Source organism: Streptomyces sp. NPDC089919, assembly GCF_040684615.1.
Lineage (GTDB): Bacteria > Actinomycetota > Actinomycetes > Streptomycetales > Streptomycetaceae > Streptomyces.
Genome location: NZ_JBFBGK010000062.1, coordinates 26,792 through 48,926 on the forward strand (window position 1 = coordinate 26,792; position 22,135 = coordinate 48,926).

The 22,135-nt window shown below is 74.0% G+C and carries 16 protein-coding genes; 11 read left to right on the forward strand and 5 right to left on the reverse strand.

All coding sequences use genetic code 11. The features are described from left to right. Positions 1 to 18 precede the first annotated feature (18 nt). On the reverse strand, positions 19 to 765 hold the full coding sequence (locus tag AB0O40_RS23470) for an IclR family transcriptional regulator (RefSeq protein ID WP_365044990.1): 747 nt from the start codon (positions 763 to 765) through the stop codon (positions 19 to 21). Beyond that, positions 762 to 1,685 carry a sugar kinase gene (locus AB0O40_RS23475; RefSeq protein ID WP_365044993.1) on the reverse strand — a complete coding sequence of 308 codons (924 nt, stop codon included), beginning with the start codon at positions 1,683 to 1,685 and terminating at the stop codon, positions 762 to 764. Before AB0O40_RS23475 ends, AB0O40_RS23470 begins: the two co-directional genes overlap by 4 nt. A 112-nt stretch (positions 1,686 to 1,797) precedes the next feature. Here AB0O40_RS23475 and AB0O40_RS23480 point away from each other — a divergent pair, with 112 nt between their 5' ends. The 9 genes from AB0O40_RS23480 to AB0O40_RS23520 all read left to right on the forward strand — a co-directional run bounded on the left by AB0O40_RS23480 (position 1,798) and on the right by AB0O40_RS23520 (position 12,672). After that, complete coding sequence (locus AB0O40_RS23480; protein ID WP_365044996.1) at positions 1,798 to 3,087, forward strand: alanine racemase; 1,290 nt, start codon at positions 1,798 to 1,800, stop codon at positions 3,085 to 3,087. 8 nt (positions 3,088 to 3,095) lie between these two features. Further along, entirely contained in the window at positions 3,096 to 4,697 is a 1,602-nt protein-coding gene (locus AB0O40_RS23485; RefSeq protein WP_365044999.1) for a D-aminoacylase, read from the forward strand. A gap of 346 nt (positions 4,698 to 5,043) precedes the next feature. Beyond that, positions 5,044 to 6,054: a YdcF family protein gene (locus tag AB0O40_RS23490; protein ID WP_365045002.1), complete on the forward strand. Its 1,011-nt coding sequence runs from the start codon at positions 5,044 to 5,046 to the stop codon at positions 6,052 to 6,054. A 251-nt stretch (positions 6,055 to 6,305) separates the two neighbouring features. After that, entirely contained in the window at positions 6,306 to 7,517 is a 1,212-nt protein-coding gene (locus AB0O40_RS23495) for a pyridoxal phosphate-dependent aminotransferase (RefSeq protein WP_365045005.1), read from the forward strand. Positions 7,518 to 7,642: 125 nt separating this feature from the next. Then, positions 7,643 to 8,026: a hypothetical protein gene (locus tag AB0O40_RS23500; RefSeq protein ID WP_365045008.1), complete on the forward strand. Its 384-nt coding sequence runs from the start codon at positions 7,643 to 7,645 to the stop codon at positions 8,024 to 8,026. A gap of 137 nt (positions 8,027 to 8,163) precedes the next feature. Beyond that, the gene (locus tag AB0O40_RS23505) at positions 8,164 to 9,270 is read left to right on the forward strand and encodes a hypothetical protein (RefSeq protein WP_365045011.1); all 1,107 of its coding nucleotides are present in this window, start codon (positions 8,164 to 8,166) and stop codon (positions 9,268 to 9,270) included. 12 nt (positions 9,271 to 9,282) lie between these two features. Further along, the gene (locus AB0O40_RS23510) at positions 9,283 to 10,491 is read left to right on the forward strand and encodes a toxic anion resistance protein (protein ID WP_365045014.1); all 1,209 of its coding nucleotides are present in this window, start codon (positions 9,283 to 9,285) and stop codon (positions 10,489 to 10,491) included. 50 nt (positions 10,492 to 10,541) lie between these two features. Further along, entirely contained in the window at positions 10,542 to 12,080 is a 1,539-nt protein-coding gene (locus AB0O40_RS23515; protein ID WP_365045046.1) for a substrate-binding domain-containing protein, read from the forward strand. Then, positions 12,067 to 12,672 carry a hypothetical protein gene (locus tag AB0O40_RS23520; RefSeq protein WP_365045016.1) on the forward strand — a complete coding sequence of 202 codons (606 nt, stop codon included), beginning with the start codon at positions 12,067 to 12,069 and terminating at the stop codon, positions 12,670 to 12,672. The genes AB0O40_RS23515 and AB0O40_RS23520 overlap by 14 nt, the downstream gene beginning before the upstream one ends. 25 nt (positions 12,673 to 12,697) lie before the next feature. On the opposite strand, the gene AB0O40_RS23525 is transcribed toward AB0O40_RS23520, so the two are convergent. Both AB0O40_RS23525 and AB0O40_RS23530 read right to left on the reverse strand, forming a co-directional pair. Beyond that, a complete protein-coding gene (locus AB0O40_RS23525; protein ID WP_365045019.1) occupies positions 12,698 to 13,261 on the reverse strand; it encodes a hypothetical protein in 564 nt (187 codons plus the stop codon). Between the two features lie 129 nt (positions 13,262 to 13,390). Next, positions 13,391 to 15,217 carry a phosphoenolpyruvate carboxykinase (GTP) gene (locus tag AB0O40_RS23530; RefSeq protein ID WP_365045022.1) on the reverse strand — a complete coding sequence of 609 codons (1,827 nt, stop codon included), beginning with the start codon at positions 15,215 to 15,217 and terminating at the stop codon, positions 13,391 to 13,393. A gap of 266 nt (positions 15,218 to 15,483) precedes the next feature. Between AB0O40_RS23530 and AB0O40_RS23535 the strand changes: the two genes are divergently transcribed. After that, positions 15,484 to 16,191: a hemolysin III family protein gene (locus tag AB0O40_RS23535; protein WP_365045025.1), complete on the forward strand. Its 708-nt coding sequence runs from the start codon at positions 15,484 to 15,486 to the stop codon at positions 16,189 to 16,191. Positions 16,192 to 16,288: 97 nt separating this feature from the next. Here AB0O40_RS23535 and AB0O40_RS23540 read toward each other — a convergent pair whose 3' ends face one another. Next, positions 16,289 to 18,334: a thioredoxin domain-containing protein gene (locus tag AB0O40_RS23540; RefSeq protein WP_365045028.1), complete on the reverse strand. Its 2,046-nt coding sequence runs from the start codon at positions 18,332 to 18,334 to the stop codon at positions 16,289 to 16,291. Positions 18,335 to 18,551: 217 nt separating this feature from the next. Here AB0O40_RS23540 and AB0O40_RS23545 point away from each other — a divergent pair, with 217 nt between their 5' ends. Then, positions 18,552 to 21,764: a tetratricopeptide repeat protein gene (locus AB0O40_RS23545; RefSeq protein ID WP_365045031.1), complete on the forward strand. Its 3,213-nt coding sequence runs from the start codon at positions 18,552 to 18,554 to the stop codon at positions 21,762 to 21,764. The last annotated feature ends 371 nt before the right edge of the window (positions 21,765 to 22,135 follow it).

The window sequence follows — 22,135 nt, forward strand, 5'->3', positions numbered from 1 at the left end:
GGTGCGCGTGCTCGGTCACTAGCTGTCCGTTCCGGAGTAGTCGTGGCTGATGGCCCGGGCGGTGCGGCGCACCTCGGGCAGCAGGGCGAGCAGTCCCTCGGCGCCGACCACCACGTTGGGCGCGGAGAGCGACAGCGCGGCGACGACCCGCCCCTCGTGGTCGCGCACCGGCGCGGCCACGCAGTTGATGGACTCCTCGTGGCCGCCCAGGTCGGTGGCCCAGCCCTGGGCCCGCACGGTCGCCAGCTCGGCCAGGAAGGCGGCGGCGTCCGGGGTGGAACGGGACGTGTACGCCGGGTACTCCAGCCGCGCGGCCACCGCCGCGAGCCGGTCCGGCGGCAGGTCGGCCAGGAGCAGCTTGGCGACCGCGGCCACGGTGATGGCGACCGGCTTGCCGATGCGGCTGTACATCCGCACCGGGTACCGGCTGTCGATCTTGTCGATGTAGAGGACCTCGTCGTCCTGGTGGACGGCGAGGTGCACGGTGTGCCCGGTGAGCTCGCCGAGCGCGGCCAGGTGCGGGTGCGCGATCTCGCGCACGTCCAGGTTCTCCACGGCCTGCGCGGCCAGGGCGAAGAGCCGGCTGCCGAGCCGGTAGCGGCCGTCCTCCTGCCGGTAGACGAAGCGGTGCTCGTGCAGGGTCCGCAGCAGCCGCAGCGCGGTGGACTTGTGCACGTCCAGCTCGGCCGCCACCGTCCCGAGGTCCGCGGGGCCCTTGGCGAGCACCGGCAGGATCCGCAGCGCCCGGTCCACGGTCTGGCTCATGGGTGGTCCTCCGTCGTTGCCTTCCGGCGGCCGAGGCTACTGGCTCCCGGGCCGGGCAGGTCACCGGGGGCGGCGAGGGCCGCCGCGGCGAAGGCGTGCCCGCCGCGCAGCCGCTCCCGGGGCGGCAGCCCGCGCAGCAGCCCGTCCAGGTACCCGGCGGCGAAGCCGTCCCCCGCGCCGGTGGCGGCCACGATCCGGGCGGGCGGCGCGGGCTCGGCGAGGACCGCGTCCCGGGTGAAGAGGGTGGCGCCGGCCGGACCCTGCTTGACGACGAGCTGGGCCGGTTCCGGCAGCAGCGCGCGGACGTCCTCGGGGGTGGCGCACCCCCACAGGGCCGCGGCCTCGTCGAGGCCGGTGAAGACCAGCTCGGCCCGGCGGGCGAGGGCGAGCAGCAGGCCGGGGTCCTGGGCCAGCGCCGGGCGGTGGTTGACGTCGAAGGAGACCGGGGGCCGGTCCCCGTCCGCGAGCAGCCCGGTGACCAGCGCGGCGCAGGAGGGCGAGAGCCCGGCCGTGATGCCCGTCAGGTGCAGGATCCGGGCGCTGCGCAGGAGGGCGGGCGGGAAGCTCGCCGGGGACATCGCGGAGGCGGCCGAGCCGTGCCGGTAGTAGGCGGTCTCGGCCGGTCCCGCGGCGCGGTCGGCGGCGGTGCGGAAGTAGACGCCGGTGGGCCGGTCCGGGTCGCGCTGGACGTGCGCCACGTCCACGCCGTACCCGGCGACCGAGGAGAGGACGTACGAGCCGAAGGCGTCGGCGCCCAGCCGGCTGAGCCAGCGCACCCGGTGCCCGGCCGCCGCCAGCGCACAGGCGACATTGGACTCGGCGCCGCCGGCGCCGCGGGCGAAGAGCTCCGCCCCCGCCAGCCCGCCGGGGCCGGCCGGCCGCAGCACCGCCATCGACTCGCCGAGCGCGACCACGTCCATCCCGCCGCCCCTTAGGGTCGTTGACCACTCCTCCTCGCGGATGCTAGACAGCGAGGAGCGAGGCTTGCAACGAACGTTGCATCCTGTGCAACGGGATGCGGCAACCGGAAGGATGGGCATGGACACCGCGCGACGACTGGCCGAACTCGCAGAGGAAACCGTCGACCACCGCTTCAAGGGCCTGCCGCCCGCGGCGGCCGGCCTGACCGTCGGCGAACTGGCAGCGGAGCGCCGGGACCTGTACACCGGCGGCTTCACCACCCCCGTGCTGACGCTCTCCGCCGCCGCCCTCGAGCACAACCTCGCCGCCCTGGAGGAGTACGCCGAGCGGCACGGGCTCGCCTTCGCCCCGCACGGCAAGACCTGCATGGCCCCGCAGCTCTTCCGCCGCCAACTCGACCGCGGTGCCTGGGGCATCACCGCGGCCGTGCCCCACCAGGCCCGGGTCTACCGGGCGTTCGGCATCGAGCGGATCTTCCTCGCCAACGAGCTGGTCGACCCGGCCGCCCTCGCCTGGGTCGCCGCCGAGCTGGCCGCCGACCCGGAGTTCCGGTTCGTCTGCTACGTGGACTCGGTCCGCGGGGTCGAGCTGATGGCGGCGGCCCTGACCGATGCCGGCGCGGCCCGCCCGCTCGACGTGGTCGTCGAGCTCGGCGCCGGTGAAGGTGCCCGCACCGGCGCCCGTACCGAGGAGGAGTGCCGGGCGGTGGCCGACGCGGTCGCCGCCACCACCACGCTGCGGCTGGTCGGCGTGGCCGGCTACGAGGCCGAGGTGCCCGAGGCCGACGCCGCGAAGGTGCACGCCTGGCTGCGCCGGCTGACCGCGCTGGCCGCCGAGTTCGACAAGGCCGGCCGGTTCGCCGGCACCGGCCTCGAGGAGGTCGTGGTCAGCGCGGGCGGCAGCGCCTGGTTCGACGCGGTCGCCGACGTCTTCGCCGAGCTGCCCGAACTCTCGCTCCCCGTACTGAAGTTGCTCCGCTCCGGCGCGTACGTCTCGCACGACCACGGCTGGTACACCCGGCTCACCCCCTTCAACCGCGTCCCCGACGAGGGCGGCCTGCTGCCCGCCTTCCGGCTCTGGACCCAGGTGGTCTCCCGCCCCTCCCCCGACCAGGCCTTCGTCAACGCCGGCAAGCGGGACATCGCCTACGACCTCGGCCTGCCCGAGGCCGAGGCGGTGCGCGGGGCCGACGGGCGGGAGCGGCCGGCCACCGGCATCACCGTCACCAAGCTCTCCGACCAGCACGCCTGGCTGGCGACCGGGCCCGAGGCGCAACTGGAGGTCGGGGACTGGGTGGCGCTCGGCATGTCCCACCCGTGCACGATCTTCGAGAAGTGGCCGCTGATCCCGGTCACGGACGAGGACGGCACGGTCGTCGAGTTCGTCCGCACCTTCTTCTAGGCCCGGCCGTGGACCTGGTCATCCGCGGCGCGCTGGTCGTCGACGGCACCGGCGGGCCCTCGTACCGCGCCGACGTCGGGCTGCGCGGCGGCCGGATCGCCGCGATCGAGCCGGGCGGCCGGATACCCGGCGGCGGGCGGCTGACCCTCGACGCCGGAGGGCTGGCCCTGGCCCCCGGCTTCGTCGACATGCACGCCCACAGCGACCTGGCGCTGCTGCGGGACCCGGACCACAGCGCCAAGGCCGCCCAGGGCGTGACGCTGGAGGTGCTGGGCCAGGACGGGCTCTCGTACGCGCCGGTGGACGAGCGGACCCTGGGCGAGGTCCGGGCCGCCATCGCGGGCTGGAACGGCGACGGCTCGGACCTCGACCTGGACTGGCGGTCCGTCGGGGAGTACCTGGACCGGCTGGACCGGGCCTTCGCCGGCCGGGGCCTGGACGGCGAGGGCATCGCGGTCAACGCCGCGTACCTGGTGCCGCAGGGCACCGTCCGGGCCCTCGCGGTGGGCTGGTCGGACCGGCCGGCCGGCCCGGCCGAGCGGGCCCGGATGCGCGCGCTGGTCGCCCAGGGCCTGGCGGAGGGGGCGGTGGGCATGTCCTCGGGGCTGACCTACACGCCCGGGATGTACGCGGACGGCGCCGAGCTGACCGAGCTGTGCGAGGTGGTGGCCCGGTACGGCGGCTACTACTGCCCGCACCACCGCTCGTACGGGCGCGGCGCGCTGGCCGCGTACGAGGAGATGGTCGCGCTCGCCCGGCGGGCCGGCTGCGCCCTGCACCTGGCCCACGCCACCATGAACTTCGCCGAGAACGCCGGCCGGGCCGGGGAGCTGCTGGCGCTGCTGGACCGGGCGCTGGCCGAGGGCGTGGACATCACCCTGGACAGCTACCCGTACACCCCCGGCTGCACCACGCTGGCGGCGCTGCTGCCGAGCTGGGCCCACGAGGGCGGGCCGGCCGCGCTGCTGGCGCGGCTGCGCGACCCGGCCGCCGCCGAGCGGATCCGGTACGCGCTGGAGGTGACCGGGTCGGACGGCTGCCACGGGGTGCCGGTGGACTGGGCGTCGGTGGAGGTGTCGGGGGTGGTCGACGCCGGGCTCGCCCGGTACGTCGGGCACCGGCTGACCGGCTGGGCACAGGCCCGGGAGCTGCTGCTGGCCGACCGGCTGGGGCCGACCGTGCTCCAGCACGTCGGCCACGAGGAGAACGTCCGGACGATCATGCGCCACCGGGTGCACACCGGCGGCTCGGACGGCATCCTCCAGGGCGCGAAGCCGCACCCGCGGGCCTACGGGACCTTCCCGCACTACCTCGGCCGGTACGTGCGCGAACTCGGCGTGCTGTCCTTGGAGGAGTGCGTGGCCCACCTCGCCGGCCGCCCGGCCGCCCGCCTCCGCCTCCCCGACCGCGGCCTGGTCCGCGAGGGCTACCGCGCGGACCTGGTCCTCTTCGACCCGGCGACCGTCGCGGCCGGCTCGGACTTCCCCACCCCCCGCCGCCTCCCGACCGGCATCCCCCACGTCCTGATCGACGGCCGCTTCGTCATCCGCGACGGGCGGCGGACGCAGGTGATGGCGGGGAGGTCGGTACGACGGGAGCCGGCGGGGTAGGGCGGGCAAAGCCAGCCTCGCCGGCGATTGAGGCGCGGGGGTCCGGGGGCGGAGCCCACGGTTTCGGGAAGGGGCGGGGTGGGGAACGGCTCCGCGCAGCGGCCGGGCCCAGCCACCGGACCCGGCAAGGGCGCCCACGGCAGGTGGTCGTGGTGCGCGGGTCCCCGCCGCTTGCGGGGGCGCGGCCCGCAGGCCCTGCGGCAGGCCCACCCCGGGGACAAGCGGCTTCGCCGTGACCTGCGGTCATCCCCGGCCCGGGCCTGCCTCCGGACCAGCCTGCCACACCCCCGCAAGCACCTCCCCGCGCACCACGACCACCCGCGGCACACGTACATACGATGGCTCCGTGATCGCCTTCGTCCCCGCCGCCGTGCTGCTGGTCTGCTTCCTGCTGAGCGTCCGCGAGGACCGCCGCCGGTTCCGCAACGCCGTGCTGCTGGGCCTGACCTGCATCGCCCTGTCGCTGGCGCTGCTGGCGCAGCTGGCCAAGGCCCCCACCCTGGTGGCCGAGGTCATCCTGTTGGCGGTCTTCGCGGTCCCCGCCCTCGGCTCCGTCGCCCTCGGCTGCTTCCTGGTGGCCAACGGCATGACCATGGTCCGCAAGGAGGGCCGGAGCCCGGCGAACCTGCTGTCGCTGGTGGCGGGAGTGGCGATCCTGGCCCTGGTCGCCCTGCTGGCCGGGGTACGCGACGACGGCTCGCCCACCGTCGACGCACTGGTGGTGACCCTGGTGATGCTGGTCGCCTACGTCTCCTTCATCTTCCTGTGCTTCCTCGGGTACGCGTACCTCTACGGCCGCATCACGGTCCGCGGGAACGTCGACTACGTGGTCGTGCTCGGCTCCGGCCTGATCGGCGGCGACCGGGTGCCCCCGCTGCTCGCCTCCCGCCTGGAGAAGGGCCGCCGCATCTACGCCGCCCAGCTCGCGCGGGGCGGCCGGCCCCCGCTCCTGCTCACCTCCGGCGGCCAGGGGCAGGACGAGGCGCTGCCGGAGGGCCGGGCCATGGCCGACTGGCTGCTGGCCCGCGGGGTCCCGGCCGAGGACCTGCGCGTCGAGGACCGCTCCCGCTCCACCGACGAGAACCTGCGCTTCAGCCGGGCCCTGATGACCGCGGAGGACCCGGGCTACCGGTGCGTGGTGGTGACCAACGACTTCCACGCCTTCCGGGCCGCGATGACCGCCCGCCGGGCCGGGGTCAACGGCCAGGTGCTCGGCTCGCCCACCGCCCGGTACTTCTGGCCGAGCGCCACCATCCGGGAGTTCGCCGCCGTCTTCTGGGAGCACCGCGCGGTGAACCTCAGCATCTGCGGCCTGCTGCTGGCCTTCGGGGCCCTGGCCACGGCCCAGACCCTGTAGGGCAGAGCCGGTGAGGCGGACCCGGCAGGGCAGGCCAGGTAAGGCGCCCGCAGCAGCGTGACGAGCGCAACACGGTTCCACCGCAGCCGGCCCGCCGGCGGGCATTCCGCAGGCCCCGGGCCGTCGGCGGACCGGATTCCAAGGCATGGCGCCACCCGGCCCTTATGAAGGCTGAAAACGGACATTTCCCCGGAGCCGTCCGGGCGGCAAACCCCCTGCACGGCCCCCGCCGGGCCCCGTACAGTCCTGTCATGCAGGTGATCCAGTCGACGAAGCTCGCCAACGTCTGTTACGAGATCCGGGGCCCGGTCCTCGAGGAAGCGATGCGCCTGGAGGCAGCAGGCCACCGCATCCTCAAGCTGAACACCGGTAACCCGGCGGCATTCGGTTTCGAGTGCCCGCCCGAGATCCTCGAGGACATGCTCCGCAACCTGGGCAACGCCCACGGCTACGGGGACGCCAAGGGCCTGCTGGCGGCACGCCGCGCGGTCATGCAGCACTACCAGACCAAGGGCATCGAGCTGGACGTCGAGGACATCTACCTCGGCAACGGCGCCTCCGAGCTGATCCAGATGTCGATGCAGGCGCTGCTCGACGACGGCGACGAGGTCCTGGTCCCGGCCCCCGACTACCCGCTGTGGACCGCCTCGGTCTCGCTGGCCGGCGGCACCGCGGTGCACTACCGCTGCGACGAGCAGTCGGACTGGATGCCGGACCTCGCCGACATCGAGCGCAAGATCACCGACCGCACCCGCGCCCTGGTGATCATCAACCCGAACAACCCGACCGGCGCGGTCTACGACGACGAGATGCTGCGCGGGCTGACCGACATCGCCCGCCGGCACAACCTGGTCGTCTGCTCGGACGAGATCTACGACCGGATCCTCTACGACGGCACCACGCACACCAACACCGCCGCCATCGCGCCGGACCTGATGGTGCTGACCTTCAACGGCCTGTCGAAGAACTACCGGGTGGCCGGCTTCCGCAGCGGCTGGCTGGCGGTCTGCGGGCCCAAGAAGCACGCCGCCTCGTACATCGAGGGCCTGACCATCCTGGCCAACATGCGCCTGTGCGCGAACATGCCCTCGCAGCACGCGGTGGCCACCGCGCTGGGCGGCCGGCAGTCCATCGAGGACCTGGTCCTGCCCGGCGGCCGGATCCTGGAGCAGCGCGACGTCGCGTACGACCTGCTGACCCAGATCCCGGGCGTGACCTGCGTGAAGCCCAAGGGCGCGCTGTACGCCTTCCCGCGGCTGGACCCGTCCGTCTACAAGATCAAGGACGACCGGCAGATGGTCCTGGACCTGCTGCGGGCCGAGAAGATCATGGTCGTGCACGGCACCGGCTTCAACTGGCCCGAGCCCGACCACTTCCGCATCGTCACCCTGCCGAACGCCAAGGACCTGGCAGACGCGGTCACCCGGATCGGGAACTTCCTGGACGGCTACAGCCAGCGCTGACCCGCCCCCGGCCGGCTTCCGAACCCCCTCCGGGCCGCATCCGGGCCGCCGATAATTGGACACAGCTCTACTTTAGAACCGATCCAAGGTAGGATGGCCTCCTGACCACGCCAGGAGGCCTCCTCATGTACGAGCCGATCCGCACCAAGTCGGTCCACCGCATGACCGGCACCGGCCGCCCCGAGATCCCGCACCGCAGCCGGGGCGAGGAGCTGGACGTCCAGCTCGCCGGCCACCTCGGCGCGCTCCTGACCGTCACCGACGAGCTGGGCCTGGACCAGGCGGCCGAGCGCATCGCGGGCCAGATCGCCCGGCTGCGCGGCACCCCGCCGGCCCGGCACGCCGGCCGCAGCGAGCAGGACACCCGCGCCCTGCACGAGCGCGCCCACGACCTCGCCGCCCGGGCGCTGCTCGTCGCCGCCTCCCGGGCGGACACCACCGTCGCGATCCTCGCCGCCGAGCGGATGGACGCGCACGCCGCCGCGCTCGCCCCCGCCGCGGCCCGCTGACGGCCCCGGTCCGGGGCCGCGCAGGCGCCGGACCGGGAGCCACGTACCCGTCCCGGGGCGCCCCCGGGACCCCGGTGGCGGCGAGTTCCAGTTGGGACGGGTCCGTCACCTGACGTTCATTCGACTCTCCGTGGAATGTGGGTTTCCGCGAGCACGCTGCACCCGTGAGACGCATCCTCGGAATCGCCCTGGCGGTCCTGCTGATCGGCGGCGTGGTCTACGCCGTGGTCGCGGGGCGCGGAGGCCAGGGATCAAGCAGCACGGCAACGAAGACCGTGCACGGTGTGATCGGGTCGGAGAAGGCGGAGTTCTTTGACGATCCCGACGTGGTCAAGGCCCTCGCGGACCGCGGCTGGAAGGTGCAGACGGAGACCTCCGGGTCCTGGGCGATGGACGAACTCCCGCTCAAGGACTACGACTTCGCCTTCCCCTCCAGCCAGGCCCCGGCCGAGGAGATCCGGGCCAAGTCCCCGCTGAAGGTGACCCCCGTCCGGCCCTTCTACTCCCCGCTGGTGGTGGTCGCGCACCGCGCCGCCGCCACGGTCCTGGCGGACAACGGCCTGGTCAGGATGGCCGGTACCAAGTCCGGCACGCTCCTGATGGGCCCGTACCTCAAGGGCGTGGCCGCCGACCTCAACTGGTCGCGGCTCAAGGGCGCGCAGGCGCACCCGGACCTCAGCGGCTCGGTCTTCATCACCACCACCGACCCGGTCGCCTCCAACTCCGGCGCCCTCTACCTCGCCCTGACCTCGTACGTCGCCGAGCACGGCAAGGTCGTGTCCGACCAGGCCGGCATCGCCCGCACCGCGCCCCTGCTGCACGAGCTGATCTCGGCCCAGGGCGCCCAGCAGACCGGCACCGACGCGCCGTTCCGCGACTTCATCAGCAGCGTCGGCAACCCGCTGGTGCTGGTCTACGAGTCGCAGGTGGCCTCGCTGCTGCTGCAGAAGCAGGACGTGGGCGACCTGGTGGTGCTCTACCCGGACACCACGGTCTACAGCGACCACACCCTGGTGCCGCTGACCGCCGAGGGCGAGGCCCTGGGCAAGCTGCTCGGCACCGACAAGCGGCTGCGGGAGCTGGCCGTCCGGCACGGCTTCCGCCCGCAGGGCGCGCTGGCGGAGTTCACCGCGGCCACCAAGCCGTACACCGACTACCTGAACCAGACGCTGACCGGCATCGGCCAGGCGCGGGTGCCGACCGCGGCCATCCTGCGCACCATGGCGCAGCGGGCCCGGGGCTAGGGGGGACCACAGATGACCGACACGACGAACGGCACCGGGGGCGGGCTGCTGGAACCGCCCGGCCCGCTGGTGCTGACCGCCCCCGATCCGGTGGCCCCGGTCCGCCGGGAGCAGGCGGCCGGCCTGGTGCCGCTCCAGGACGGGGTGCGCGAGGAGATGTCCCGCCGGGCCGGCGAGTACGTCGGCACGCTGGCCGGACTCGACGCCCGCTCGCCCGAGTTCGCCGGCCGGATCGGCGAGATCGCCGGCCTGGGCGCCGAGGAGATCCGGGGCGCCGCCCAGCAGTCCAACCGGATGCTGGACCGGGCCGTCCGCTCGCTCGGCTCCGACGGCGGCGACGCGCAGGCCAAGGTGGCCGGCTCGCTGGTGGAGCTGCGCCGCACCGTCGAGGACCTGGACCCGCGCGAGGGCGCCGGCAAGGGCCTGGGCAAGCTCCTCTCCCGGCTGCCCGGCGGCAACAAGTTCCGCGACCACGTGGCGAAGTACGCCTCCTCGCAGGCCACCCTCAGCCGGATCGTCGGCGCACTGCGCGGCGGCCAGGACGAGCTGCGCCGGGACAACGCCGCACTGCACACCGAGCGCACCCGCCTGTGGGAGACCATGGGCAAGCTCCAGGAGTACGCGGTGCTCACCGAGGCCCTGGACGCGGCGGTGGAGCAGCGGATCGCCGAGGTCGGGGCGGCCGACCCGGACCAGGCCGACACGCTCCGCGCGGACGTGCTCTTCCCGGTCCGGCAGAAGCACCAGGACCTGCTCACCCAACTCGCCGTCTGCGCCCAGGGATACCTGGCGATGGACGTGGTGCGCCGCAACAACGACGAGCTGATCAAGGGCGTCGAGCGGGCCGCGACCACCACGGTCTCGGCGCTGCGGATCGCGGTGATGCTGGCCTCCGCGCTGGACAACCAGCGCAAGGTCGTCGAGCAGGTCAACGCGCTACGCGGGACCACCGAGGACCTGATCCGGGGCAACGCGGAGATGCTGGCCACCCAGACCGGTGAGATCCAGCGGATCGCCGCCGATCCGGCGGTGGGCGCGGAGACCCTGCGCACCGCCTTCGGGCAGATCTACCGGACCCTGGACGCGATCGACACCTACAAGGTGCGGGCGACCGAGTCGATGGCCGCCACCGTCGAGGCCCTGACCGGTGAACTCCAGCAGGCCTCCGCCTACTTGGCGCGCACCCGGACCACCGGCGCACTGGAAGGGGACGGACGGTGAGACGACCCGGTGCCGCGCTGGCGGCGGGGGCGCTGGCCCTGGGGCTGACCCTGGGCACGGCCGCCTGCGACTCCTCGAAGCCCGAGGCGCAGGACCAGAAGACGTACCGGCCGGGCACGCTGCGGGTGCTGGCCTCCTCCGAGCTGTCCGACATGCAGCCGGTCCTGGACCGGGCCCGGCAGCAGACCGGCGTGAGCGTGAAGTTCACCTTCAGCGGCACGCTGGACGCGGTCGAGCAGATCGCCTCCGGCGCGGCCGACAAGAAGTACGACGCGGTCTGGCTCTCCTCCAACCACTACCTGCGGCTGCGCCCCGAGGTCGCCTCGAAGATCACCAACGAGACGCCGGTGATGACCTCCGCGGTGGCCGTGGGCGTCAAGCGGGCCACCGCCGCGGTGCTCGGCTGGAAGGACGGGGAGGTCACCTGGTCCCAGCTCGAGCGGGCGGTCGGGGCCGGCCAGATCACCTACGGCATGACGGACCCGGTCCGCTCCAACTCCGGCTTCTCCGCCCTGGTCTCGGTGGCGTCCGGACTGTCGGGCGCGCAGGCCGCGCTGACCGACGCGGACGTCCGCAAGGTCACCCCGGACCTGAAGGAGTTCTTCAAGGGCCAGAAGCTGACCTCGGGCTCCTCGGGCTGGCTGGCCCAGGCCTACGCCCGCCACCAGTCGGTCTCGGCCCTGATCAACTACGAGTCCGTACTGCTGTCACTTCGGCAGGACCTGACGGTGATCCGCCCCAAGGACGGCGTGGTCACCGCGGACTACCCGCTGACCCTGCTGACCGCGGCCCCGCAGGGCGCCCGGGACTCGATGCGGGCCCTGACCTCGTACCTGCGCACGCCCGCGGTGCAGCAGGAGATCACCCGGCAGACGCTGCGCCGGCCGGTGACGCCCGGAGTGGCGCTGCCCGCCGCGCTCCCGGCGAGCCTGCGCCGCGAACTGCCCTTCCCCGGCAGCCGGTCGGTCGCCGACGGCCTGCTGAACTCCTACGAGAACGAACTGCGCCGGCCCTCCCGCACGGTCTACGTCCTGGACACCTCCGGCTCGATGGAGGACGACAACCGGATCGGCCGGCTGCGGGACGCCCTGACCCGGCTCACCGGCACCGGCGACTCGCCGGTGGGGCGGCGGTTCCGGGACCGGGAGGAGGTCACGCTGATGCCGTTCGCCTCGAAGGTCAAGAAGACCAGCACGCACGTGGTCGACCCGGCCCGCCCGGCCTCGGCCCTGGCCGGCATCCGGGAGGACGTGCACGCCCTCTCCCCCGACGGCGGCACGGCCATCTACAGCAGCCTGGAGGCGGCCTACGAGCACCTGGGCGAGGGCGGCGGGGACGCCTTCACCTCGATCGTCCTGATGACGGACGGGGAGAACGGCGAGGGCGCCAAGGCCCGGGACTTCGACTCCTTCTACGCGGCGCTGCCGGCGGCCCGGAAGACCACCCCGGTCTTCCCGATCCTGTTCGGCGACTCGGACCGCTCCGAACTCGACCACATCGCGAAGCTCACCGGCGGCCGGCTGTTCGACGCCACCGGCGGGGACGGCTCGCTCGACGGCGCCTTCGAGGAGATCCGTGGCTACCAATAGGGCCCTGGCGTACCTGGAGTCGAAGAAGAACCTGGCCGGCAGCGCCTGCGGGGTCGCGGGCGTGGCCCTCACCCTGACGGGCCTGGCGGGCACGTACTGGCCGGTGGTCGTCGCCGGCCTCTACGGCGCCGGCGCGCTGATCGCCCCGCCGGAGCGGGTGGCGGCCCCGTCCTTCCCCGACCCGAGGGAACAACTGGGCGCGCTGCGGCGTGACTTCGACACCCTGGCCGACTACATCAAGGAGGTCGACCCGGCCCCGGCCGCGGCCGGCAAGCTCACCGAGCTGATGGCCCTCTACGAGGCCCTGCTCGACCCCGGCTGGGTCGCCGACGTCCTCGCCACCGACCCGGAAGCCGTCCACCGCCTGGCCCGCGCCATCCGCCAGGACCTCCCCGAATCGGTCGACACCTACCACCGCACGAGGTGGTGGAACCGCCTGGCCCCCGGCCAGGAGTCCCCCGACCGCCACCTCGAACGCCAACTGGGCCTGTTGTACGACGAAGCCGACCGCCTGACGCGGGACCTAAGAGAATCCGAATCCCGCCGCCAACAGACCCACACGACCTACCTGGAGGACAGAGACCGCTCGTGACCGGTCCCGGCACCCCGGGGCGCCCTCACACCAGGTCCAGCAGTGGGTTGGTCAGGAAGCGTTCCAGGCGGGCCAGTTCGTGGAAGGCTATGGCGGCCAGGACGCGGGGGGTGGGGGTGGTGACGCGCCAGCCGGCGGGTTTGTCGGCGAGGACCGTGCCGGTGGCGTCGGTGATGCGGGTGCGGAAGCTGTTGCCGGTGATGGCGAAGCCGGCAGCGGGCTCGGCGGAGTCGAAGCGGATGGCGCGGCGGCAGGGGCGCAGGGCGCGGTGGCCGGTGACCCGGTAGGCCGTGCCGTCGAGGGTGGCGTCCAGGCCGGTGCGGACCTGCGCGTGGTGCCAGGGCGGGAAGAGCAGGCCCCGGAAGCGGGCCAGCGGGGCGCCGTCGAGGGCGAAGACCCAGTCCTCCGGCAGGCCGCCGCCGACGGCGTGGCTCGCCACCTTGGACCGTACGCGGCCCAGCGCCACGGTGCCGTACGGCGTCGCCACCCGGGCGCACTCCGCCCCGTCCGTCATCGGCCCCCGCCAGGCCCTCCCCGGTACCAGCAGCTGTGCCACGTACGCCCGGTCCCGCCCTCGGTAAGTCCCCATCCCCCCATCCTGTGCCGCGCCGGTCGGGCCCGGCCACAGCATTGAGGGACCCCAAAGGCGAGGGCCCGCCCCGCTGTTCGTGCAGCGGGACGGGCCATCGCGGTTCAGGGGACCTCAGGGGGCCTCAGCTCAGCCGAGGCGCTCCACCAGGGCGTGGTACTGGTCCCACAGCTCCTTCGGAGTGTGGTCGCCGTAGGTGTTCAGGTGCTCGGGGACCAGGGCGGCCTCCTCGCGCCAGACCTCCTTGTCGACCGTGAGGAGGAAGTCCAGGTCCTCGTCGGAGATGTCGAGGCCCTTCAGGTCCAGGGCGGCCTTGGTCGGCAGCACGCCGATGGGGGTCTCGACGCCCTCGGCGGTGCCGTCGAGGCGGCCGACGATCCACTTCAGGACGCGGCTGTTCTCGCCGAAGCCGGGCCAGACGAACTTGCCCGCGTCGTTCTTGCGGAACCAGTTCACGTAGTAGATCTTCGGGAGCTTCGCCTGGTCCTTGTCGGCGGCGACGTGCACCCAGTGGGCCATGTAGTCGCCCATGTTGTAGCCGCAGAACGGCAGCATGGCGAACGGGTCGCGGCGCAGCTCGCCGACCTTGCCCTCGGCGGCGGCGGTCTTCTCGGAGGCGATGTTCGAGCCGATGAAGACGCCGTGGTTCCAGTCGAAGGACTCGGTCACCAGCGGCACCGCGGAGGCGCGGCGGCCGCCGAAGAGGATCGCGGAGATCGGGACGCCCTTGGGGTCCTCCCACTCCGGGGCGATCGTCGGGCACTGCGCGGCCGGCACGGCGAAGCGGGCGTTGGGGTGCGCGGCCGGGGTCCCCGACTCGGGGGTCCAGGCGTTGCCCTTCCAGTCGATCAGCTCGGCCGGGGCCTCCTCGGTCATGCCCTCCCACCAGACGTCGGAGCCGTCCGGGGTGAGCGCGACGTTGGTGAAGACGGTGTTGGCGTACATCGTCTTCATGGCGTTGGCGTTGGTGTGCTCGCCGGTGCCGGGGGCGACGCCGAAGAAGCCGGCCTCCGGGTTGATGGCGTACAGCCGGCCGTCCGCGCCGAAGCGCATCCAGGCGATGTCGTCGCCGATGGTCTCGACCGTCCAGCCGGGGATCGTGGGCTCCAGCATGGCCAGGTTGGTCTTGCCGCAGGCGGACGGGAAGGCGGCGGCGACGTAGCGGGACTCACCCTGCGGCGGGGTGAGCTTGAGGATCAGCATGTGCTCGGCCAGCCAGCCCTCGTCACGCGCCATGACGGAGGCGATGCGCAGGGCGTAGCACTTCTTGCCGAGCAGGGCGTTGCCGCCGTAGCCGGAGCCGAAGGACCAGATCTCGCGGCTCTCGGGGAAGTGCGAGATGTACTTGGTGGTGTTGCACGGCCACGGCACGTCCTTCTCGCCCTCGGCGAGCGGCGCGCCGAGGGTGTGGACGGCCTTCACGAAGAAGCCGTCGGTGCCGAGCTCGTCCAGGACGGCCTGTCCCATGCGGGTCATGGTGCGCATCGCCACGGCGACGTAGGCGGAGTCGGTGATCTCGACGCCGATCGCGGAGAGCGGCGAGCCGACCGGGCCCATGCAGAAGGGCACGACGTACATCGTGCGGCCCTTCATGGAGCCGCGGAAGATGCCCTGCTCTCCCGCGAAGAGCTCCTTCATCTCCGCCGGGGCCTTCCAGTGGTTGGTCGGGCCGGCGTCCTCCTCCTTCTCGGAGCAGATGAAGGTGCGGTCCTCGACGCGCGCGACGTCGGAGGGGTCGGAGGCGGCGTAGTAGGAGTTGGGCCGCTTCGCGGGGTCGAGCTTCTTGAAGGTGCCGGCCGCGACGAGCTCCTCGCACAGGCGCTCGTACTCGGACTCGGAGCCGTCGCACCAGACGATCCGGTCGGGCTGGGTGAGGGCAGCGATCTCTGCCACCCAGGAGGTCAGCTCCTGGTGGTTCGTCGGGACAGACAGGGGAGCCGCGTTGTCGCGCGCCACGATTGCTCCTTGTAGAGGGGTTTTGAAGACGTATGCCCCGTGGGGGCTGCGACCCGGATGCTTCACGTGGGTGCTCATCCGGTGCCGACCGCACTCATCTGATCATCGGTGTCGTATGCGCATATGTCCAGGGGGCCTCTCACGTGAGCATCGCCACTCGTGTCAATCTTCGGCAAAGCGCGCGTTCCGAGCGACCCAAGGGCCCCTGACCAGTGACCCGGGCCACACCGGCCGATACTTACGGGCCCGTAGGTAGCATGGTCGCCATGACTTCTGATGCCTCCGGGGCCGTACCCGACACCTCCACCGGGGCCGTGCTCGAGGCCCCGGCCGAGGCCTTCGTGAAGCCCAAGATGCGCGGCTGGCTGCACGCCGGGATGTTCCCCGCCGTGGTGATCGCGGGCCTGGTGCTGATGGCCTTCACCGACTCGACGCGCGCGCGGGTGGCCTGCGGGGTCTACGTCCTCACGGCCTGCCTGCTCTTCGGCGTCAGCGGGCTCTACCACCGCGGCACCTGGGGCCCGCGGGGCGAGGCGGTGCTGCGTCGGCTCGACCACGCCAACATCTTCCTGATCATCGCAGGGACGTATACCCCGCTGACCGTCCTGCTCCTCCCGGACTCCACCGGACGGACGCTCCTGTGGGCGGTCTGGATCGCGGCCGCGGCCGGCATCGCCTTCCGCGTCTTCTGGGTCGGCGCCCCGCGCTGGCTCTACACGCCCTGCTACATCGCGATGGGCTGGGCGGCCGTCTTCTTCCTGCCCGAGTTCATGCGGACCGGCGGGATCGCGGTGCTGGTCCTGGTCGTGGTCGGCGGACTGCTCTACAGCGCGGGCGGGGTCATCTACGGCCTCAAGCGCCCCAACCCCTCCCCGCGGCTCTTCGGCTTCCACGAGGTCTTCCACTCGCTGACCCTGGCGGCCTTCATCACCCACTACGTGGGCATCTCGCTGGTGGCCTACTCCCACGCGTAGCCGCGCCCGGCGCACCGACGAGGAAGGGTCCCGGCCGCGGCCGGGACCCTTTCCGCATCCGGGCCGGTCGGGAGCGGACGGCCCCCGGCCTCCCGCGTCAGGACCGGACGGCCCCCAGCTCGCGGGCGAGCGCCCGGTCGTCCGTGGTCGGCGCGGCGCAGACGAAGTGCCGGCACACGTACGCCGCCGCCCGCCCCTCGACCAGCGGCCGGTCGGCCAGCAGCGGGAACTCCTCCCCGCCCGGCTCCCCCACGGCCACGACGGCCCCGGGAGCGGTACCGAGCAGCGCCGTCCGGTGCAGCCGCGCCAGCCCGGCGTCCGCCGGGTCCCCGACCACCGCCACCTCCCGGGGCCCGTCCAGCAGCGCCTCCGCCACCGCCAGTCCCCAGCCGATGAACCGCGGGGCGCGCGGCCCCAGGGCGTGCACCACGCCCAGCGCCCGTTCCGCCGCGGCCCGGTGCGCCGCCGAGCCGGTGTGCGCGGCGTACGTCAGCAGGGCCCCGGCCGCCGCGGTCCAGCCGGCCGGGGCGGCGCTGTCGGTCGGGTCCTGGGGGCGCCGGATCAGCTGCTCCGCGTCGTGCGCGGTGTCGTAGAGGGTGCCGTCCTCGGCGGTGAACCGGTCGATGATCAGGTCGGTGAGGAAGCCGGCGAACTCCAGCCAGACGCCCTCGCCGGTGACGGCCGCCAGCGCCAGGAAGCCCTCGGCCACGTCCCCGTAGTCCTCCAGGACGCCCGCGTTGTGGCCGGCCACCCCGTCCTTGCTGGTCCGGGACAGCCGGGCGCGGCCCGCGGTGGCGTCGAAGTGCACCCGCACCAGCAGGTCCGCGGCCTCGGTGGCCCGGTCGATCAGGTCCGGCCGGTCGAAGTACGCCCCGCACTCGGCCAGCGCCGCGACGGCCAGGCCGTTCCAGGCGGCCACGATCTTGTCGTCCCGGCCGGGCGCGGGCCGCTCGGCGCGCGCCGCCAGCAGCCGCTGCCGGATCCCGGCGATCCGGCCGGCCTCCACCACCGGCCCGTCCTTCGGCAACTGGAGGACGGAGCTGCCGTGTTCGAAGGTGCCCTCCTCGGTCACGCCGTAGTACGCGGCGGCCAACTCGCCGTCCTCCGCGCCGAGTACGTCCGCCAACTGCGCGGGGGTCCAGGCGTAGTAGGCCCCTTCGACGTGCTTGCCCGTCCCGTCGTCCGAATCGGCGTCCAGCGCGGAGGCGAACCCGCCCTCCTTCGTGCGCAGTTCGCGCACCATGAAGTCCGCCGTCTCCAGCGCCACCCGGCGGGCCAGGTCGGAGCCGGTGGCCCGCCACAGGTGCGCGTAGACCCGGCACAGCAGGGCGTTGTCGTAGAGCATCTTCTCGAAGTGCGGGACCACCCAGGCCCGGTCCACCGCGTACCGGGCGAAGCCGCCGCCGAGCTGGTCGTAGATGCCGCCCCGGGCCATCGCCTCGCAGGTGTCGGCGGCCATCTGGAGGGCGCCCTCGGCGCCGGTGCGGGCGTGGTGGCGCAGCAGGAACTCCACGACCATGGACGGCGGGAACTTGGGCGCCCCGCCGAAGCCGCCGTGCCGGTCGTCGTACTCGCGGGTCAGCCCGAGCAGGGCCTGCGCCAGCTCCTCCGGGCCGGGCACCCCGGCCTTGCCGTAGTCCAGCTGCCGCCCGGCCAGGTCCCGGACGATCTTCTGCGCCACCTCGGCCACCTCGCCCGGCCGTCCGGTCCAGGCGGCCTGTACGCCTTCCAGGACCTGCCGGAAGCCCGGCATGCCGTGCCGCGGCTCCGGCGGGAAGTAGGTGCCGAAGTAGAAGGGCGCGGCGTCCGGGGTCATGAAGACGGACATGGGCCAGCCGCCCTGGCCGGTGGCCGCCTGCACGGCCTCCATGTAGACGGCGTCGATGTCCGGCCGCTCCTCGCGGTCCACCTTCACGTTGACGAAGTGCTCGTTCAGGTAGGCGGCGGTCGCCTCGTCCTCGAAGCTCTCACTGGCCAGGACATGACACCAGTGGCAGGAGCTGTACCCGACGCTCAGGAAGACCGGCACGTTCCGCCGCCGGGCCTCCTCGAAGGCGGCGGGCTCCCACTCCCACCAGTCGACGGGGTTCTCCGCGTGCTGGAGCAGGTACGGGGACGTGGCGTGGGCGAGTCGATTGGCCATGCCCCCATCCTCGCGGACCCGGGCGGCCCAGCGGCACTCCCGGCGGGCCGGGGCGTGGCGCGGGGGCCGCACCGGCGGCGGGCGGGGCGTGGCCCGGCCGGACGGAAAGCTCTGAGTTTGCTCAACTCTGCCTGTTTTGTGCGACGTTCCCTCGCGCGAAAGGAGATCCGGCAGGAAACTGGAGCCTCCTTACGGCTGATGGCGGAGGGGGATGCGCATGCGGGACGGGCATCGGAGCGAGGCCGAGCAGATGGTGGCCAGGGCCGTCGAGGAGGAGGTCCGCCGCTCGGGCGGCCGGATCGCCCAGGCGACCCTGCTCAGCAGGGCCAAGGAGTCCCTGGACGCCATGGCCGCCACCGCCGCACCCGAGTACGCGGCCTACACGCGCGCCCTGGACGAGGCCGCCGCCGGCGCGAGCAGCTTCGGCCAGGCGCTCGGCGAGGGCGGCGCGGCGGCCGCGGCCCTGGCGACCGCGGTGGCCGCCCTGACCGCCGTCGGCGCCGACCTGGCCTTCGGACTGGCCGCCGGACCGGCCCTCGGCACCGGCGCGCTGGTCGCCGCGGCCGGCGCCGCCGCCACCGTCGCGAAGGCCACGGCCGCCCACTGGCCCGCCGCCCACCAGCGGGCCGGCGCCCTCTCCCAGCCCGGCGGCCCCGAACAACTGCGCCTGCAGTGGCTGTCCGCCCTCGAGGTGCGCGGGGTACGGCCCTTCCTCGAGCAGCAGCGGGCGGTGGCGGCGGCCGCCCGCCGGCCGGTGCCCCAGCAGGCCGGCGCCCCGCAGCTGCGCGGCACGGACCGCAGCGCCGCGGCCCGGCGGCGCAACGTCCTCGCCCAGTCCTTCGGTCAACTCCCGGCTCCGGCAGGCCCGTTCGTCGGACGCAAGGCGGAGGTGACCCGGATCGCCCAGTGGGTGCAGGCGGCCCGGGCCAGCACCGAGACCCGACCGGTGGTCGTGGTCCTGCACGGCGAGCCCGGCGCCGGCCGCAGCGCGCTGGCCTTCCGGGCCGCGCACCACCTGCGCGACCAGTTCCGCGGCGCGTGCGTGGTGGACCTGCGCGGCGGCGCGCTGACCGGCGAGACCCCGCTGCCCACCCGGGAGGCGCTGCTGCACCTGCTCAACCGGCTCGGCGCACCGCGCGAGCAGCTGCTCTTCCGGGAGCGGGCCTCCGCGGACCAGCAGGTGCGGCGGCTCTCCGAGCTGTACCACCAGCACCTCCAGGGCCTCCCGGTCGCCGTGGTGCTCGACGACGCCGGGGACCCGGAGCAGGTGCGCCGGCTGGTCCCGGAGCGGTCCGACTCGCTGGTGCTGGTGACCGCGCGGGAGCCGCTGGAGCTGCCCGCGGACACCCCGGCCTGGGTGCACCACCTGGAGGTGGCCCCGCTGAGCCCGCAGGACGGCGAGGAGGTGCTGCGCGCGGCCGTCTCGGAGTCCGGCACCGGGGTCTACGAGGAGGACGCGCTGGCCGCCATCCAGCGGTTCACCGGCGGGCTGCCGCTGGCGCTGCGGCTGACCGGACCGCTGCTCGGCACGCACACCGCCCGCCGCTTCGAGGTGCACCTGCGCGACCGGCTGGGCTCCCTGGACGTGACCGAGCGCGCGCTGGACCTCTCGTACGCGCACCTCGCCGAGCCGGCCCGGCGGCTGCTGCGCCGGCTGTCGCTGGCCGGCCGGGTCTCGCTGGGGGCCGCCGCCGCGGCGGCGCTCGCGGAGACCGAGGAGGCCGAGGCGGTGCGGCTGCTGGGGGTGCTGGCCCGGGCCGGCCTGATCGACCACGTCCGCGCCCAGCGCTACCGGCTGCACGACGCGGTCCGCTCGTACGCGGCGGTCAAGCTGGGCGAGGAGGAGGAGCGGGAGGAGATCACCGCCGCCCACGAGCGGCTGATCCGCAACTACGCCCTGCTCGCCGACACCGTGATCCGGATGGTCGACGGCAAGACCTCCACCCGCGCGGACACCTTCGTCAAGGGCGCCGTCGGCGGCCACGGCTTCGCCTCCCTGGAGGCGGCGCTGCAGTGGCTGGACGACGAGTCCAGCTTCATCACGGCCGCCCTGCGGCACACCGAGGGCGTGGACCGGCAGGCGGTCCTGGACCTGCTGGGCGCGCTCTGCGACTACTGCCTGCTGCGCGGCGACCTGTACCGGCTGGGCGAGATCAACGAACTGACCCAGAGCGTGGACCAGAGCCAGGTCCGGTCGGTGCAGTGGCGCACCGGCATCGCGGCCCGGCAGCTCGGCGAGCTGGACCGGGCCCGGACCACCCTGACCTCCGTGGTGGACTCGTACTTCGAGGCCCGCCACGAGTCGGGGGCGGCCCGGGCGCTGGTCTCCCTGGGCATCACCCTGCACCACCAGGGCCAGCTGACCGAGGCCGCGGCGAAGATCCGGGAGGCGCTGGCCCTGCAGAGCGCACCCGAGCTGGCGGGCGACCGGGCCTGGGCGCTGCACGCGCTGGCCTCGGTGGAGCGGGACGCGGCGCGGCTGCCCGAGGCGCTGGAGCTGCTGGCCCAGTCGCTGGCGCTGCACCGGGAGAGCGAGAGCCTGCACGGCCAGGCCTGGGCGCACTTCCAGCGCGGCCAGGTCTTCCTGCGGACCGGCGAGGTGCCGCGGGCCGAGGAGGAGCTGCGGCAGGCGCTGGAGCTGTACGGCCGCACCCACGACGAGCGCGGCGAGGCCTGGGCGCTGACCCAGCTGGCCCGGGCCCGGCTGGTGGACGGCGAGGCGCAGGCGGCGGTGGACGCGCTGCGGGAGGCGCTGGTGCGGCACCGGGACGCGGAGGACGCCCGGGGCGAGGCCTGGACGCAGTACTACCTGGGGCAGGCGCTGGAGGAGCGCGGCGACGCGGACCAGGCGGTGCGCGAGCTGGAGCGGGCCCGGACGATGTTCTCGCGGATGCGGGACGTGTACGGGCTGGCCTGCGCGCGCCACCACTCGGGGCGGGTGACCCGGGACATCCGGGCCGCGCAGACCGGCAACCTGCGCAACTCCGGCTTCGCCCGGCAGCTGCTGACGGACGCCCGGGCGGACTTCCGGCGGATCGGACTGGCCCACGGCGAGGGCTGGACCTGCCTGGAACTGGCGGTGGTGGACGCCGGCAACGGCCGGATCGCGCAGGCGTCGGCGCTGTGCGGCGAGGCGCGGGAGCTGTTCCGCTCGTACGGGGACCGGCGGGGCGAGGACTGGGCGGTCTTCCTGGCCTGCACGCTGCTGCCGTACGGGGACGGGGGCGGGGGGCTGGAGACGGCGCGGGGGTCGCTGGCCGCGCTGGCGGCTGCGGAGCATCCGTCCCGGGACCCGAAGCTCTCCGACTGCGTCGAGGCGTACGCCGTCGCCCTTGACCGCGGCGTCAACCCCGCCGAAGGCTGGCAGGCCCACCGCCTGGGCATGCTCCCCGACCGCACCGCCCGAGAAATCCTCCCCTTGACCCCCTAGGGCGCCCCCGCCCGGCGCGGCGCCCACCCTTTGCGCCCCGCGGGGGCGGGGACCCGCCCATCCCGCTCGCCGGGGAGTGGCACATCCAGCCCCGCCGGGGAGTGGCACATCCAGCCTCGCCGGGGAGTGGCACATCCAGCCTCGCCGGCGCTTGAGGCGCGGGGTCCGGGGCAGAGCCCCGAAAGCTGGGCCCGGCTCACCTTTTGCGTCCGCTGGGGCGGGGCCCGCCATTTCAGCCCCGCCGGCGATTGAGGCGCGGCTCCCGGGCCCGCGCCCGGCCGCTGCGCGGAGCCAGCCCCACCCCGCCCCTTCCCGAAACCGGTGGGCGGCCACCCCCGGATCCCCCGCGCCTCAAACGCCGGCGAGGCTGG

Excerpts from the sequence above, each read along its gene's own strand:
- AB0O40_RS23525 (WP_365045019.1), bottom strand. The coding sequence starts at position 13,261 with ATGGGGACTTACCGAGGGCGGGACCGGGCGTACGTGGCACAGCTGCTG.
- AB0O40_RS23470 (WP_365044990.1), bottom strand. The coding sequence starts at position 765 with ATGAGCCAGACCGTGGACCGGGCGCTGCGGATCCTGCCGGTGCTCGCC.
- AB0O40_RS23545 (WP_365045031.1), top strand. The coding sequence starts at position 18,552 with ATGCGGGACGGGCATCGGAGCGAGGCCGAGCAGATGGTGGCCAGGGCC.
- AB0O40_RS23495 (WP_365045005.1), top strand. The coding sequence starts at position 6,306 with ATGCAGGTGATCCAGTCGACGAAGCTCGCCAACGTCTGTTACGAGATC.
- AB0O40_RS23510 (WP_365045014.1), top strand. The coding sequence starts at position 9,283 with ATGACCGACACGACGAACGGCACCGGGGGCGGGCTGCTGGAACCGCCC.
- AB0O40_RS23535 (WP_365045025.1), top strand. The coding sequence starts at position 15,484 with ATGACTTCTGATGCCTCCGGGGCCGTACCCGACACCTCCACCGGGGCC.
- AB0O40_RS23500 (WP_365045008.1), top strand. The coding sequence starts at position 7,643 with ATGTACGAGCCGATCCGCACCAAGTCGGTCCACCGCATGACCGGCACC.
- AB0O40_RS23480 (WP_365044996.1), top strand. The coding sequence starts at position 1,798 with ATGGGCATGGACACCGCGCGACGACTGGCCGAACTCGCAGAGGAAACC.
- AB0O40_RS23540 (WP_365045028.1), bottom strand. The coding sequence starts at position 18,334 with ATGGCCAATCGACTCGCCCACGCCACGTCCCCGTACCTGCTCCAGCAC.
- AB0O40_RS23475 (WP_365044993.1), bottom strand. The coding sequence starts at position 1,685 with ATGGACGTGGTCGCGCTCGGCGAGTCGATGGCGGTGCTGCGGCCGGCC.